Origin of the sequence: Streptomyces sp. NPDC048172, from assembly GCF_043202595.1 — a bacterium.
GTDB lineage: Bacteria > Actinomycetota > Actinomycetes > Streptomycetales > Streptomycetaceae > Streptomyces.
Map to the genome: position 1 here is coordinate 588,562 of NZ_JBIDAT010000001.1, position 15,589 is coordinate 604,150.

9 protein-coding genes are annotated in these 15,589 nt (G+C 73.0%); 6 read left to right on the top strand and 3 right to left on the bottom strand.

Annotation, left to right across the window (positions count from 1 at the left end; translation table 11 throughout):
- Positions 1–21: 21 nt before the first annotated feature.
- Positions 22–1,251, top strand: a complete 1,230-nt coding sequence (locus ACGF3A_RS02820; protein ID WP_393725072.1) for a sensor histidine kinase — start codon at positions 22–24, stop codon at positions 1,249–1,251.
- On the opposite strand, the gene hutH is transcribed toward ACGF3A_RS02820, so the two are convergent.
- On the bottom strand, positions 1,226–2,797 hold the full coding sequence (gene hutH / locus ACGF3A_RS02825; RefSeq protein ID WP_393725073.1) for a histidine ammonia-lyase: 1,572 nt from the start codon (positions 2,795–2,797) through the stop codon (positions 1,226–1,228). The two genes, ACGF3A_RS02820 and hutH, sit on opposite strands and share 26 nt — an antisense overlap.
- A gap of 62 nt (positions 2,798–2,859) precedes the next feature.
- Between hutH and ACGF3A_RS02830 the strand changes: the two genes are divergently transcribed.
- The 4 genes from ACGF3A_RS02830 to ACGF3A_RS02845 are packed head-to-tail and all read left to right on the top strand — an operon-like array spanning position 2,860 to position 8,144.
- A complete protein-coding gene (locus ACGF3A_RS02830) occupies positions 2,860–4,434 on the top strand; it encodes an FAD-dependent oxidoreductase (RefSeq protein ID WP_393725075.1) in 1,575 nt (524 codons plus the stop codon).
- Positions 4,431–5,504: an alpha-hydroxy acid oxidase gene (locus ACGF3A_RS02835; protein WP_393725077.1), complete on the top strand. Its 1,074-nt coding sequence runs from the start codon at positions 4,431–4,433 to the stop codon at positions 5,502–5,504. Before ACGF3A_RS02830 ends, ACGF3A_RS02835 begins: the two co-directional genes overlap by 4 nt.
- 7 nt (positions 5,505–5,511) lie before the next feature.
- Positions 5,512–6,903 carry a cytochrome P450 gene (locus tag ACGF3A_RS02840; protein WP_393725078.1) on the top strand — a complete coding sequence of 464 codons (1,392 nt, stop codon included), beginning with the start codon at positions 5,512–5,514 and terminating at the stop codon, positions 6,901–6,903.
- Positions 6,900–8,144: a cation:proton antiporter gene (locus ACGF3A_RS02845; RefSeq protein WP_393725080.1), complete on the top strand. Its 1,245-nt coding sequence runs from the start codon at positions 6,900–6,902 to the stop codon at positions 8,142–8,144. The genes ACGF3A_RS02840 and ACGF3A_RS02845 overlap by 4 nt, the downstream gene beginning before the upstream one ends.
- Positions 8,145–8,399: 255 nt before the next feature.
- Here the strand turns inward: ACGF3A_RS02845 and ACGF3A_RS02850 are convergent, their stop codons facing one another.
- Together ACGF3A_RS02850 and ACGF3A_RS02855 are read right to left on the bottom strand one after the other, a co-directional pair.
- Positions 8,400–9,842, bottom strand: coding sequence for a class I adenylate-forming enzyme family protein (locus ACGF3A_RS02850; RefSeq protein WP_393725082.1), 1,443 nt, complete (start codon positions 9,840–9,842; stop codon positions 8,400–8,402).
- Positions 9,835–11,379: an NAD(P)-binding domain-containing protein gene (locus tag ACGF3A_RS02855; RefSeq protein ID WP_393725084.1), complete on the bottom strand. Its 1,545-nt coding sequence runs from the start codon at positions 11,377–11,379 to the stop codon at positions 9,835–9,837. Before ACGF3A_RS02855 ends, ACGF3A_RS02850 begins: the two co-directional genes overlap by 8 nt.
- A 1,385-nt stretch (positions 11,380–12,764) precedes the next feature.
- On the opposite strand from ACGF3A_RS02855, the gene ACGF3A_RS02860 reads away from it, so the two are divergent.
- Positions 12,765–15,536 carry an AAA family ATPase gene (locus ACGF3A_RS02860; protein WP_393725086.1) on the top strand — a complete coding sequence of 924 codons (2,772 nt, stop codon included), beginning with the start codon at positions 12,765–12,767 and terminating at the stop codon, positions 15,534–15,536.
- Positions 15,537–15,589 lie beyond the last annotated feature (53 nt).

Below are 15,589 nucleotides of genomic sequence, written 5' to 3' on the forward strand. Positions count from 1 at the left end.
CAGCGCGCGGAGGAGGACACGGTGCGCCGGGCGCGGCTGCGCATCGCCGTCATCACCGCCGGGATCATCACGCTGCTCATCACCCTCGTCGGCCTGGTCGCGGACACGGTGATGGCGCACGCGCAGGACGAGCAGGTCTCGCGGGAGGTGCGCTACGCCGCCTCGCGCGGTGACCTCGCGAGGCCGCCGGCCTGCGCCTGGCTGTTCGCGCGCGGTGCGGAGCCGCTCGCCAACGCACCCGAGGGCTTCCCCCTCCTGCACGACCTGAGGCGGGTGCGCGGCGGCGCGGAGCCGGTCGAGCGCACGGTGCGCGACAACGGCACGACCTACCGGGTGCGCACCCAGGCCCGCGACGACGGGACCGTCGTGCAGGCCGTGTTCGACATGCGGTTCCAGCTCGCCGACCGCACCCATCTGTGGTTCGCGCTGGGCGTCGCCGAACTGCTCGGCCTGATCGCGGCGGTGGTCACCGGCGCTGTCCTCGGACGGCTGTCCGTGGCTCCGCTGGCCGAAGCGCTGGCCCGGCAGCGCCGGTTCGTCGCCGACGCCAGCCACGAGCTGCGCACCCCGGTCACCCGCGCCTACACCCGGGCGCAGGTGCTGTCCCGGCAGGCGGCCGCGCAGGACCTGCCCCCGGCGCACCGGGACGGGCTAGCCCGGCTGGTCGGCTCGGTGCGGCAGTTGGGCGAGGTCCTCGACGACCTGCTGCTCTCGGCGGGCCTGACGGCCGGTCCGGCGCGGCCCTCGGAGCGCCGCCCCGTCGATCTGGCGGAGCTGGCCAGGGCGGTGGCCGCCGAGGAGACCGAGCGGGTCGGCGACGCCGGTCTCACCGTCACCGTGGACGGCCCGGAGCCCGCCGTGTTCGTCGCGGGAGCGGAGACGGCGCTGCGCCGTGCCGTCGGCGAGCTGCTGTCCAACGCCATCCGCCACACCCCGCAGGGCGGCGCGATCGAGGTGACGGTCGGCGCCACGGGGGCCACGGTGGAGCTGACGGTCGCGGACACCGGTCCCGGCTTCGGCCCGGCCGAGGCGGAGCGGCTGTTCGAGCGGTTCCACCACGGCGGGGACGGCGGCCGGTACGGGCTGGGCCTGGCGCTGCTGCGGGAGGTGGTCACGGGCCACGGCGGTACGGTCACCGCCGAGGGCCGTCCCGGGCTCGGCGCGCGCTTCACCATGAGCCTCCCGCGCTGCGCGGCCCCGGCCACGCAGGACGTGGCGCTCCCGGTCAGGGCCGGTTCCGGCCGGGCGTGACGAGCAGGCGCGCGGCGGCGCGTACGTCCGCGTCCAGGGGACGGTCCGGGTCGACCGGCGGGACCGTCTCCGCGAGGGCGTCCAGGAGTTCCGCGCAGCGCGGCGCCGTGGGCCGCCGGGCTCCTACGTGGACGGCCTGGCGCAGGCCGACCGCGAGCGAACCGGCGAGCAGGGCGAGCAGTTCGGCGTTGTCGTAGGCGCGCAGCGCCGCCTGGGTGCCGAACGGGACGACGTCCTGGTTGTGGAGGTTGGTCGGCAGGCTCTGCATGGCGGCCGGGGCCGCGGTGCGGCGGATCTCCGCGACGCACGCGGTGGTGGCGAGCTGCACGCCCTGCAGCCCGTGCTGGGCGCCGGGCACGGTGGCGAGCATCGGTGGCAGCCCGCCGTTGCGTGCCGGGTCCACCAGCAGGTCCAGCTGGCGTTCGGCGAGATTGCCGAGCTGGGCTGTGACGGAGGCGAGGAGGTCGGCGGCGAAGGCCGCGGGCTGCCCGAAGAAGTTGCCGCCGTGCACCACCTTTCCCGTACCGGCACCATTGCTTTCGCCGTCGGGGCCGGGGCCGGGGCCGGGGAAGAAGAGCGGGTTGTCGCTGATGCCGCCGAGGTCGGCGGCGACCACGCCGTCCACGTACCGCAGCGCGTCCTCGGCGGCCCCGAGGAGGTGCGGGGAGCAGCGGATGCTGTACGGCTCCTGGAGCGGCCTGCTCCCCGAGGGCGTGGTGCCGTCGAGGGCCTCGCGCATGCGCGTACCGACGTCGGCGGCTCCGGCATGGCCGTACGCGCGCAGCAGGTCCGCGTCGAGGAAGCCGGGGTCGCAGCCGAGGAGATCGGCCAGCAGGCAGGTGAGATCGCCGAGCGCGCGGTGCGCGGCGCGTACGGAGTCGAGGGCGAGGGCGAGGGCAGCGGTGGTCACCGAGGTGCCGTTGACCAGGGCGAGCGCGTCCCGCCCGTCCAGGGCGAGCGGGCTCAGTCCGGCGGCGGCCAGCGCCTCGGCGGCCGGTGTCCGGCGCCCGTCGAGGTAGGCGTGGCCCCGGCCGCGCAGGGCCTGGGTGGCGTAGGCGAGCGGGACGAGGTCGCCGCTGGCGCCGACGGAACCGTAGCGGGGCACGGCCGGGGTGAAGGTGGTGGCGAACATCGCGGCGAGCCGCTCGACGACCTCGGCCGACACCCCCGAGCGGCCCTGCGCCAGCGACCAGGTGCGCAGCAGCAGCGCCGCACGGACGATCTCCGGCGGCAGGTCCGGGCCCTGCCCGGCGCCGAGGTGGGCGAGCGTGTTGTCGCACTGGTCGGCCGCGTCGGCGCGGCCCGCGTAGCCGACGAGGGCGCCGAAGCCGGTGGTGGCGCCGTAGATGGCGCGGTCCTCGCCGCCCTCGCCGTGGCGCAGCGAGGTGAAGAGACGACGGCCGCGCTCCACGCGGTCCCGGGCCTCGTCGTCGACGGTGACGGTGAGCGGCGTGGCCGCACGGCGCAGCGCCGCGGCGCTCAGGGGGCCGGTGAGCGGGACGGCGGACGGAACGGCGGACGGGGCGGTTCCTGTGGTGGTGGGCACGGGTGGGAACGTAGGCGGGGAATCTCAGAGCCCTCTGAAATCCGGTGGATAGCTTCCCGGCCATGGCGCACGACTACGTGATCATCGGCGCGGGGCCCGCGGGACTGCAACTCGCCGCCTCGTTGGAGCGTGACGGCGCGGACTACGTCGTCCTGGAACGCGGCAGCGGCCCGGGCACCTTCTTCACCCGGTTCCCCCGGCACCGCCAACTCATCTCGACCAACAAGGTGCACACCGGTTACGACGATCCGGAGCTGCGGCTGCGGATGGACTGGAACTCGATCCTCAGCGACGACCCGGAGCTGCTGTTCACCCGGTACAGCCCGCGCTACTTCCCACCCGCCGACGACCTGCTCCGCTACCTCGCGGACTACGCCGCACGCACCGGGGTGCGCGTCCGGTACGGCACCGAGGTCGAGCGGATCAGCCGGGACGAGGAGGGTTTCACCGTCACCGACGACTCCGGCTCCCCGCTGCGGGCCCGCCGCGTGGTGGTCGCCACCGGCATGTCCCGGGCCCACATCCCCGCGATCCCCGGCATCGAACTCGCCGAACGCTACGACACGTTCGACACCGACCCGGAGTCCTTCACCGGGCAGCGCGTACTGATCATCGGGCGCGGCAACTCCGCGTTCGAGACGGCCGACAGCCTGATGGAGACGGCGGCCGTCATCCATGTCGTCGGCTCCGGTTCGCTGCGGCTGGCCTGGCAGACCCACTACGTCGGCCATCTGCGCGCGGTCAACAACAACTTCCTCGACAGCTACCAGCTCAAGTCGCAGAACGCGCTGCTCGACGGCCGGGTGGTGGAGATCCGCAAGGAGACCGACGGCTTCCGCGTACCGGTCTCCTTCGAGCGGGTCGACGAGGTCGTCAAGGAGCTGCGCTACGACCGGGTGATCGTCGCGACCGGCTTCCGGCTGGACACCTCGGTCTTCGACGACACCTGCGCCCCGGAGACGATCGTCGACGGCCGCTTCCCCGACCTGACCCCCGTGAGCGAGTCGGTGAACGTGCCCGGCCTGTACTTCGCCGGAACGCTCATGCAGGGCCCCGACTTCAAGAAGTCCACGACCGGCTTCATCCACGGCTTCCGCTACACGGTCCGCGCCCTGCACCGCACGCTGCGGCAGCGCCATCACGGCGAGCCGTGGCCGGTGACGGAGCTCGGGAGCGACCCTGAGCGGGCCGTCGACGCGGTCATCACCCGCGTCAACCGCTCCTCCGCGCTGTGGCAGCAGTTCGCCGTCCTCGGCGACGTCCTGCTCCTCGCCCCGGACGGCACGGCCCGGTACGCCGAGGAGGTCCCGGTCCGCCACGTGCCGGACGCGGTGCGCGCCGGGGACTTCGGGGCGCTCGCCGCGCACGCGGTGATCACCCTGGAGTACGGCGAGGACCACGACCGCGTGGACCCCTTCGACGTCACGGCACGCCGCAACTCCCAGCAGGACACGCACGGCCTGGACGGCCGCTATCTCCACCCGGTCGTGCGCTGGTACCGCGAGGGCGAGGGCGAGTGCGTAGCCGAGCACCACCTCACGGAGAACCTGGAGAACGAGTGGGACAGCGAGGAGGTCCACCGGGCGCCGCTGCGCGCCTTCTTCGCCGCCCACCGGACCACCCCAGCAGCACCGTGAGGGCCCTGCGCGCCCTCCACGACGCGGCCCGCGCGACGCTCGACCCGGCCCATTACGACTACGTGGCGGGCGGCGCCGGAGAGGAACGGGTCCTCGCGGACAACGAGCGCGCTTTCGACCGCTACCGGCTGCTGCCGAGGGTGCTGACCGGCGCCGCGGCGCGGGACACCCGCGTCGACCTGCCGGGCGCGCCGGGCGCGGCGCCGGTCGTGGCCGCGCCGACCGCGTTCCACCGGCTGATGCACGAGGGCGGCGAGCGGGCCACGGCCCGCGCAGCGGCGGCCGAGGGCGCCGTGCTGGTCACGGGCGCCGCCTCGACCACGGCGGTCGCGGACGTCGTCGCGGCGGCGCACGGGACGGCACCGGAGGCGGCCGTGTGGTTCCAGCTCTACGCGCACCCCCGTGCCGAGGTCACCACGGCGCTGGTGCGGCGGGCCGAGGACGCCGGGTGCACGGCGCTCGTACTCACCGTCGACTCCCCGGTGTTCGGCCGTCGCTCCAGGGACCTGCGCAACGGCTTCACCGACCTGCCGCCGGGCTACGCCGCCGAGAACATGCGGGACCTGCCCGGTGCCCCGCCCGGCGCGCTCACCGACATCCCCATGTCTCCGGCGCTCTCCTGGCCGGACGTGGCGGCCGTCGTGCGCGGGACCCCGCTTCCCGTGCTGCTCAAGGGAGTTCTGCACCCGGCGGACGCGCGGCTCGCCGTCGAGCACGGCGCGGCCGGGGTGATCGTCTCCAACCACGGCGGCCGCCAGAGCGACGCCGTCCCCGCCGCCGTGGACTGTCTGCCCGCGGTGGTGGCCGCCGTCGCGGGCCGGGTGCCGGTCCTGATGGACGGCGGGGTGCGCCGCGGCAGCGACATCGCCGTGGCGCTCGCCCTCGGCGCGGCGGCCGTCGGCGTGGGACGCCCGGTGATGTGGGGCCTGGCCGCCGAGGGCGAGGCCGGGGTGCGCGCCGTACTGGCGGGCCTGCGCGAGGAGTACGACCACACGCTCGCCCTCTGCGGAGGGCGCCGGAACACCGATCTGACCAGGGACATGGCCGTACGGGAGGACGGAACGTGGTGAGCGGCGGATGGTGAGCAGCGGAACGAAGCGGGCGGGCTCGGACACCTGGTGGCTGCCGCGCGGTGTCGTCGCACTGCGCGTCCGCCTCTTCGAGAAGGTCAACGGCGACCAGGTCGTGACGCTGCCCGGAGGCGCGTACGGGCCCGAGGTGTTCGAGCGGGTGTACGCGCACCCGGCCGCGAACGGGCGCAGCGAGGGCGCCGGTCTCTCCGACCTGTTCTGGTACTGGCTCGCGCCGGGCCCCGAGGTGCACCAGGAGCACCTCGAACCGGGCGAACGGTACGAGGAGGTGGCCGCCGTGACGCGGCGGATGCTCGCGGGCGGCTCCACGGAGCTGGCGGCGGCGGCCGCCCGCGCCATGGCGCGCGTCCTGGACACGCTGCCCGGGGACAGGATCAGCCTGGTGCGGCTGCGCGACCTGGTGATGCCCGCCTGGGCCGAGTTCTGCTACGAGACGGTCTTCCAGGAGCCGTGCCCGCCGCGCGCCCGGAAACTGATCACGGACCACGCCGCCGATGTCATCAACGCCCTGAAGTGCACCGGACTGCGGCACCCGAGGCGCCGCGCGCGGCTGACGGCGTATCTGCGCGACCGGGTCGCCGCCGGTGACGTGCCGCACGAGCTGCCCGCCTCGCTCTCGCTCACGGAGCGGGTCCACTACCTCCAGGGCACGTTCTTCAACACGGCCGTGGTGCAGCTCTCCGAGGCGACCGCGCACGTGCTGCTGGCCCTGGCCCGCCACCCGGAGACGCAGGACCGGCTGCGGGACGAGCCCGACGACGACCAGTACCTCACGCACGTGCTCGACGAGACGATGCGGCTGTACCCGCTGTTCGGCATCGCGCACCGCATCACCACCGGCGAGATCCCGCTCGACGAGGGGACGACGCTGCCGTCCGGCTCCGTGGTGTGCTTCAGCTACCCCGAGTACCACGCCACCGGCTACGAACGCGCCGACGAGTTCGACCCGGGCCGCTGGGCCTCCCTCTCCGCCAAGGACGTCCACCACATCCCGTACGGCATGGCGGCCAACCGGCCCTGCCCCGCCTGGCGGCTCTCCCCGCTGGTGCTGCGCGCCGCGGTCCGTGAGGTCCTGGGCCGCCACCGGCTGGACTCCACGGCCTCGCACACCCGGTCCAACCCGCACCGCGGGCCCTGCCTGCTGATCCCGCACGCCCTCACGCCCGGGCCCGCGGGGCGGGTGCCCCGGCTCGCCGCGCTGCGCCGGTTCGTCGCGCTGCGGGACGGCGTGGAGGACGTCACCCGGGGCGTACGGCAGCTCGTGCTCGGCACGGTCATGGTGCTGCACGCCCGGCGGCTGCGGCTGGCCGGGCGGCACTTCGAGAAGCGTCCGGCCGGGCGCTGCCCGGTCGCCCACACGGAAGGCGGTCCCCGATGACACCCGCCGAACTCGGCCCCGCGTTCTTCCTCGCCGTCGTGGTCATCCTGGTCGTCTGCAAGGCGGTGAGCCGCCTCCTGCTCATGGTCGGACAGCCGCCGGTCGTCGGCGAGATGCTCGCGGGCGTGGTGCTCGGCCCGTCGGTGCTCGGCGCCCTGCTGCCGGGCGTGGAGTCCGGCCTCTTCCCGCAGGACCTCCGCCCGGTCCTGTACGTGGTGGGGCAGATCGGCCTGGTGGCGTTCATGTTCCGCGTCGGCTGGGAGTTCCGGGTGGACCGGCTGGCCGGGATCGCCCGGTCCGCCGGGCTGGTCTCCGCGGCCGGAGTGCTGCTGCCGGTGGCGCTGGGCGTCCTCCTGGTCGTCACCGTCGGCGAGCGGACCGGCGCGCTGGCCGACGACGTGCCGATGTCGGTGTCGGCCCTGTTCGTCGGGGTCGCGCTGGCCGTGACGGCCTTCCCCATGCTGGCCCGGATCATCTCCGAACGCGGCCTGACCGACACCCGGCACGGCGCCCTGTCGCTGGGCGCGGGCGCGGTCGACGACGTGGTCGCGTGGATCCTGCTCGCGGGGGTGTTCGCCCTGGCCAGCGGCAGCGCCGGACTGGTGTCGCTGGCCGTCGTGGGCGGCCTCGGTCTCGTCGTGGCCATGGCGGTGGTCGTACGCCTGCACGGCCGCACCACGCTCCTCGCCGACCGGGCCACGCCGGAGAGTCTGCTGCTCGTCCTGATCGGGGCGCTCTTCCTGGTGGCCTGGTACACGGACGAGATCGGGCTGTACGCGGTCTTCGGCGCCTTCAGCCTGGGGCTGGTCTTCCCGCGCTCGGAGCAGCTGGACCGCACGGTCGAGACCCTCAAGCCGGTGGGGACGCTCTTCCTGCCCCTGTTCTTCACCTACTCGGGGCTGAACACCGACTTCACGCTGCTGGGCGACGGCCCGGTGCTGCTGTTCACGGCGGGCTGCGTGGTCGTCGCGGTCGTCGGCAAGTTCGGCGCCTGCTGGCTCGCGGCGCGGGCGGCGGGCGAACCGGGCGCGGTGGCGCTGCGGGTGGGCGCGCTGATGAACGCCCGCGGCCTGATGCAGCTGATCGCGCTCAACCTCGGCCTGGCGGCGGGCATCGTGACACAGGCGCTCTTCAGCGCCCTGGTCGTGGTCGCCATCGTCACCACGGTCATGGCGACACCGCTGCTGGCGTGGATCGACCGGAGGGAGGCTCCGGCCCCGTCCGTCGTGGTCCGGAGCTAGACGCCGTGTCCGGCGGCTCGTGGTCGCCCTCTGCGGTGGCTACTGGGCAGGGGCTGCCCCGTGCCGTTCGTTGCAGACTGCGGCTGCGTCGTGGCTTGTCGCGCAGTTCCCCGCGCCCCTAGAGGTACGCGGCGCTCCTCGGAGCGCCCCGTCAGGGGCGCGGGGAACTGCGCGCTCAGCCACGAAACAGCCGCAGTCTGCAACGCACAGTACGGGGCAGCCCCTGCCCAGCCCTGAGGTGAGGGCGAGCATGACTCACCCCGCGGCGAGGCGCCGTTTGTCCGGCTTGCCGGTGGGGGTGAGCGGGACCTCTTCGATGAGGGTGAGGCGGGTCGGGGCGCTCGCCTCACCCAGCCGTTCCGCGACCGCCGCACGCAGCGCCCCGAGGGCCGGGACGTGACCAGGGGCGGGCACCACGAAGGCGTGCACCGCCTCGCCCGTGTCCTCGTCGGGGACGGCGACGACATACGCCTCGGCGACCGAGGGGTGCGCGGCGAGCGCCTGTTCCACCGGGCCCGCGTAGTGCACGTTGGCGTTGACGATGATCACGTCGCGGGTCCGCCCGGTGAGCCACAGCCGCCCCTCGGCGTCGATCCGGCCGAGATCGCGGGTGCGTACCCAGCCGCCGCCGGTGAACACCTCGGCGGTGAGCGCGGGTTCGCGCCAGTAGCCGACGGCCTGCGCCGCGGTCCGCGCGTAGAGCTCGCCCTCGGCGCCGGGCGGTACGGGGCCGCCGGTGCCGTCGCGTACCTCCAGCTCGACGGGCGGCACACCCAGCGAGCCCGGCTCGGCGTCGGGCGTGGCCATGGAGATCATGCCGGTCTCGGTCTGGCCGTACCCGTGGAAGACGACGGGGCCCAGCACTTCCGCGGCCTCGGTCAGCGCCCTGGGCTCCAGCGGGGAGCCGGAGACCATCAGCGCGCGCAGCGAGCCGAGGTCCACGGGCGCGTCGCGCTGGCTCGCCACGAGTTTCCGCAGGCGGGCCACCGTGATGACGCTCGCGGTCGCCCGGTGCGTGACGAACGCGTCGGGGAAGGCGGGCGGCTCTGCGGTCACCAGGGTGCCGCCCGCGGCGAGCGTGAGCAGCCCGTACTCCATCATGACCTGGCTCGCCAGGGTGCCGAAGACCAGGAACCGGTCCAGGCGCGCGGCGAGTTCGCGGACGGCCGGTGGCCAGGCGGCGGGCCTGAGCGCCCAGGCCGCGGTCATCGCCCCGTACGTCTGGGCGCACGCCTTGGGCAGGCCGGTGCTGCCGCTGGTGTGGAGGAGCCGGGCGACGTCCCCGGGGCGGCCCTCGGCCCGCGGCCGGAGACCGTCGTCGGGGGCCGACAGCAGGTCGCCGAGCGGGAGTACGGCGCCGGGCGGACCGCTGTCCCGGACCTGGTCCGTGACGCGGTGGTCGACGTCCCTCAGCAGGTGCGCGCGCTGCCGCTCGGTCAGGCCCGGCCGTACGCCGACGACGCGGGCGCCGAGGACATGGGCGGCGATCACGGCGGCGAACGCCTCCGGGCTCACGCCCAGCAGCAGGGCGACCCCGTCGCCGCGGCGTACACCGCGCTCGCGCAGACCGGCCGTGACCCGTCGGACGGAGGCGAGGAGCTGGGCACCGGTGACCGACCGGCCGGTGTGCTCGAACACCGGCCGGTCGCCCGCCGCTTCGAGGAGATCGAGCAGGTCCCCGGGAAACTGTTCAGTCAAGGCTCTCCTTCACGAACGCGGCGAGCGGTTGCTGGTGCACCGCCGGGATGTCCCACTCGTTCTCCAGGTTCTCCGCCAGGTGGTGGGTGCCGGTGAGGAGACCGTCGCGGTAGTACCGGACGACGGGGTGCAGATAGCTGGAGTCCATGGCGTGCTCGACGTCGTTCTCGGTGACGCGCGGGACGGTGACGTCGAACGGGTCGACGTGGTCGTGCCCGACGCCGTACTCCAGGTCGACGACGAACCGGTGCGCGGCGGGGCCGAGCCCGCCCCCGGTGGCGTACTCCAGCGGCACCTCTTCCTGGTACCGGGCCTGTCCGCCGTCCACGTCGATCACGTCGCCGAGGACGCCGAACTGCTGCCACAGCCCCGAGGACCGGTTCACGCGGGCGACGACGGCGTCGGCGACGGCCTCCGGCGTCGCGTCGATCCGCCGCGACGGCCAGGGCGTGCCGTGGTGACGGGCGCCGAGGATCCGGTGCAGGGCACGCGCGCCGTAACGGAAGCCGTGGATGAAGCCGTTGGTGCCCTGCTTGAAGTCGCGCTGCTGGGTGAGCGTGCCCGCGAAGTGGAGGCCGGGGACGTCGACCGATTCGTAGGCGGGGGTCTGCTCGGGGAACCGGCCGTCGATGACGAGCGCGGGACGGCAGTTCTCGTCGAACACGTCGGCGTCGAAGCGGAAGCCGGTGCAGGAGACGATCCGGTCGTAGTGCAGCTCCCGCAGCCGTTCCGCGGTGCGGGCGTACCGGAAGAGCACCCGGAAGCCGCCGTCGGGGTCCTTCTCGATGTTCTCGACGGTGCCGTCGAGCACGGCGTTCTGCGACTTGAGCTGGTAGCTGTCGAGGAAGTTGTTGTTCACCGCGCGCAGATGGCCGACGAAGTGCGTGCGCCAGGCCATCTTCAGCGAGTGCGGGCCCGCGACGTGGATGACCGCCGCCTTGGCCAGCAGCGCGTCGGCGGTCTCGAACGCGGAGTTGCCCTTGCCGACGACCAGCACCCGCTGCCCGGTGAAGGACGCCGGGTCGGTGTCGAAGTCCGCGTACTGCTCGGCGAGTCCGATGCCGGGGACGGCGGGGACGTAGGGCCGGGAGACGCCGGTCGCCACGACGATCCGGCGGGCCTGCCAGGTGCGGCCACCGCTGTCGTGCACGGTGAAGGCGCCGTCCGTACGGGAGACGCGGACGACCTCGGTGCCGTACTCGACGCGGACCCCGGTGCGTTCCGCGAAGTCGGCCAGATAGCGCACCATGTCCTCGGCGCGGGGGAAGTACTCCTCGCTGTACCGGGTGAACAGCAGCTCCGGGTCGTCGCTGAGCAGCGAGTTCCAGTCCATCCGCAGCCGCAGCTCCGGATCGTCGTAGCCCGTGTGCACCTTGTTGACCGATATCAACTGCCGATGTCTGGGAAACGTGGTGAAGAACGTGCCCGGTCCGCTTCCGCGCTCCAGGACCACGTAGTCGCGTCCGTCGCGGTCCAGTGAAGCGGCGAGCTGAAGTCCGGCCGGTCCGGCCCCGATGATCAGATAGTCGCGCACCATGGCCGCGACGCTAGCCGCGGGATCTCAGAAGGCTCTGAGACTGGCCGCCCGGCCGGGAGCCCGGCCGCCGGGGCGCGGCGCACGTCGGCGGTGAGCCTCGTGACGCGGGGGTGAATTCCTGCGGAATTGCCATCGACAGGCCCGCGGAAAGGAAAGCCGAAATGGCCTCGATTTTCCGCGCTCTGCTTTCAAGAATACGGGCGAACAATGCGGAGTGGTATGGGCCAGGCGAGAGGTGTCCGCCGCCTGTGCCGCACGGCAGGTGGGTGCTGGAGTGTCCCCTTGTACTCTCCTGGGCAGTTGCGGGGGCCTGAAATGCGAGCTTGGTCGCGCCATGACTCTTTTGTCGCTCCGGCGGGCGAACATCAAATACCAGACCAAGAAAGGTAATGCAATATGCAGCTTCGCTTAAAGTGCTGGTAAAGCTCCAGGGTGGAGGTTTAGTGAACACTTGACCGGAGTGAACCGTGTTTCTTATCGTCTTCCTGTTCGGTCGCGCGAGTGACAGGGGGCAAGTGAGGGACGTGAGTCTTGAGCGGGACGGCGGCGCTTGATCAAAATGCGCCCGTTGTGGTCCTGATATCTGCCTCCGGCGGAGCCGGGTTTATTGATCATCGAGGCGGTTCGCGCCAGCGGCCATGACACGGCGCTGGACGTGTCGCAACGGGCTTGCTATACATCCGGTTCGGCTCTCAACTGCCTGCGAGTCATTCCTTGTAACGGGGGACTGATGATGATTCGAGTGATGTTAACCGGCGGATTCCCACTGTCTCGGAGTGCTCCTCTCGCACTGGTCGAGCAACCCGCAGAAATCTGCGCCGTCGGAAATTCCTTCTCCTTCCTGGTGGCGCAGTTCCGCGCGCGTGACCGCCTTGCCGCGTTGCGCACCGCCGGAGCCGGGCAATGGCATTGACGGCGGCCACGGAGGATTTCACCCGCCGGCCGAGGCGGGACACGGCCCCGACGCGACGTCGCGCGTCCGTGTTACCCGTGCCGGTGACCGGCGGCGACGACGCCATGGACCACGACCCCCGCGGTCGAGCGGTCAAACAGTCCCGGTAGCCGCGGATCCCCCTCTTCCGCGGACCGGTGAGTACCCGCATCCTGCCCCGGCTCCGGCGTGTTCGGCGTGGTGCCGAGCACGGACGCCGTCGTGGCCGGCCGCGTGCGGTCCTGGTGCCCAAGTCCTGAGGTGACGGTCGGGACTTGGCCGCCTGCCCGCGCGGCCGCCCGTGGGTGAGTGGTGCGCCGACGCCGATCCCCCCTTCCCCGGCGTCGCCCACCTGGGTACCGGCCCCTGACCGACATCTCACACACACGACGTGTGCGTTTTCCAGGCACTGAACTACTCCCCCCTGCCCCTGGGTCCGAGATGGTGAAAATCGATGGACAAGCTGTTCGAACGCGAAGATGAAGAGAAGACGCTGGCCCAGCTCTGTACCGAGAGTTCCATGGGTCACGTCCGGATAGCCGCCATAGGCGGACCGCTCGCGAGCGGAAAGACCGCTCTCCTGGATTCCCTCCGGCACGCCGCGGCCGACGCGGGCGCGACAGTGATCGAGGCCACCGCGACGAGCTTCGAGAGCTGCCAGCCGCTCGGTGCCATGGACCAACTGCTCCGCGGCCGTACGTACTTATCGGGCAGTGCCCAACGCGAGGCGCGCGCCCTGGTGGAGAGCGCCGGTGGCGCGGGCGCGCACAGCGAGATCTCCTCGCCCGTTCTCGACATGCTGCACGGCACGTTGCGGACCCTGACCAGCGGCCCCCTCCTGGTCATCTGCATCGACGACGCCCATTTCATGGACGTCGAGTCGCTGCAGTACCTCCTCGCGCTCACGCGCCGCATGGGCGACTCGCCGATACTGCTCGCCCTGGCCTACTGCCCCGGAATGGGCCGGGAGAGCGTGCTCCGGCTGCTCCAGGCGGACGTGCTCCGAAGGTCGACGTGCACGCAGCTGGGCCTCGAACCGCTGTCGGAGGCAGGGGTCGAGCGGCTGCTCGTCGAGTATTTCCACACCGAGACGGCGCGCCTGATCGCCCCCGAGTGCGGGCGTCTCAGCGGCGGCCGGCCGCTGCTGGTGCACGCGCTGGCCGAGGACAACGCCGACCGGGTCGCGCTGTCGTCCGCCCCGTACCGTCCCGTGGCCGGTCCCGCCTTCGGCCGGGCCGTCCTGAGCTGCCTCTACCGGGCCGAGCCCGTCGTGCTGGAGATCGCGCAGGCGATGTCGGCCCTGGACGAGTACTGCTCGACGGCCCTCGTCGCGCGCCTCTGCGGCACGGACCAGGAGACCGTCAGCCGCGTCGTCGCGTCACCGGGCGTCGGCGGGCTGCTGGACCGGGAGCTGCTCTGCCTGCCGAGCGTACGGGAGGCCGTGCTCGGCAACATGCCGCTCAGGGACCGTAAGGCCATGCGGTACCGCGCCGCCCGCCTGCTGCACTACGGGGGCGCTCCGGCGCTGGTGACGGCCGACCACCTGATGCGGGTCGACCAGTCGGTCCCCTGGGCGCCCCAGGTGCTCCGCGACGCCGCCGACCAGGCCCTCGCGGGCGGTTCCCACGAACTGGCCATCAGGTATCTGGAGAGGGCGTTCCAGGAGTGCGCGGACCAGCGGGAGCGTACGGGCATCGCCGTACGGCTCACCGACATCATGTGCCGCTTCGACCCCGTGGGGGCCGGGCGGTACCTGCCCGAGCTCGGCGTGGCCGCCGAGCAGGGGCGGCTCTCCGCCCGGCAGTTGGTCACCGTGGTCCGGAGCCTGCTGTGGAACGGTCACGTGGAGCAGGCGACGCGGGTGGTGGCACGCCTCGACGGCATGCACGCGAAGGCGGCCGACGGCCGCGGGGACGACGGAACTGCCGGACACGTGGAGCAGCTGCGCCGCTGGCTCCCCCTCATGTACCCGGGCATCACCTCGGCCCCCGTGCTGGAGGACGTGCCGCTGCTGGCCGCCGGGCGCGGGACGCCGGACGATCAGGCCGCCGCGGCGCTGGCCGCCGCGCTGCGGGGCGTGCGGGGGGAGGAGGTGCTGCCCGCCGCCGAGGTGGTCCTGCGCGCGGCCGTGCCCGGCGCCGCGAGCCCGGCCGCCACGCTCGCCGCGCTCGCGTCCCTGATCTTCTCCGACAACCTCGGCAATGCGGCGGTGTGGTGCGACGCCCTGCTCGCCTCCATCGGGGAGAGGTACGGGGTCGTCTGGAACGCCCTGTTCAGCGCGGCCCGCGCGGAGATCCACCACCGCCTCGGGGACCTGGCGAACGCCAAGCGTCAGGCCCACGCGGCGCTGGCCCTGATGCCGCGTGAGAGCTGGGGAGTGGCCGTCGTCGTCCCGCTCGCGGTCCTCATCGGCGTCACGACGGCGATGGGGGACATGGAGGAGGCCGAGAGCCACCTCGACTACCCCATCCCCAGCGCCGCGTTCGGGACCCTGGGCGGGGTGTTCTACCTGATCTCCCGGGGGCACTTCCATCTCGCACGCGGCTGCGACGACGCCGCCCTCCAGGACTTCCTGGCGGGCGGACACCTGCTCAAGATCTGGGGCGTCGACTGCCCGTCCGCGGTCTCCTGGCGCCTCCACGCCGCCCGCGCCTATCTGCGCAAGGGACTCGCCGCCGAGGCGAAGGACCTCGTGGTGGAGCAGCACACCATGCTCCGCTCCGGGGACTCCCGTACCCGTGGGCTGACCTACCGGGCCCTGGCGGCCACCCTCCGGCTGGACGAGCGTCCGCCGGTGCTCCTGAAGGCGGCGGACATCCTGGACCGCTGCGGCGATTCGCTGAACCTGGCGTACACGCTCGCCGATCTCGGCCGCGTCCACGAGTTACTGGGTGACGTGGCCGAGGCCCGGTGTCATACCGAACGGGCCAGGCGGCTGGCCGAGCGCAGTGCGGCGGCACCCCTGTCGGAACCACCCCCCGCGCCGTCCGGCGCGGGGGAGGGGGCGGAGCCGCTGGGGGTGTCGGCCCTGCCGGTCAGCAGGCTCAGCTCGGCCGAGTGGCGCGTGGCCGAGCTGGCGGCGCAGGGGTCCACGAACGAGCAGATCGCGCGACAGCTCTACATCACGGTCAGCACCGTCGAACAGCACCTCACCCGTTCCTACCGGAAACTCGGCATCCGCCGCCGGACCCAACTGCCGTCCCGTCTGTCCGGACTCGCGCGGTGACGACGAGGAACACGCCACGCACGGGCCTGTCCACCGAAGCTGTAGGAGAGCCG

Bases quoted from the DNA above. Each gene is read 5' to 3' on its own strand.
- ACGF3A_RS02830 (WP_393725075.1), top strand. From the start codon at position 2,860: ATGGCGCACGACTACGTGATCATCGGCGCGGGGCCCGCGGGACTGCAA.
- ACGF3A_RS02840 (WP_393725078.1), top strand. From the start codon at position 5,512: ATGGTGAGCAGCGGAACGAAGCGGGCGGGCTCGGACACCTGGTGGCTG.
- ACGF3A_RS02845 (WP_393725080.1), top strand. From the start codon at position 6,900: ATGACACCCGCCGAACTCGGCCCCGCGTTCTTCCTCGCCGTCGTGGTC.
- ACGF3A_RS02855 (WP_393725084.1), bottom strand. From the start codon at position 11,379: ATGGTGCGCGACTATCTGATCATCGGGGCCGGACCGGCCGGACTTCAG.
- ACGF3A_RS02860 (WP_393725086.1), top strand. From the start codon at position 12,765: ATGGACAAGCTGTTCGAACGCGAAGATGAAGAGAAGACGCTGGCCCAG.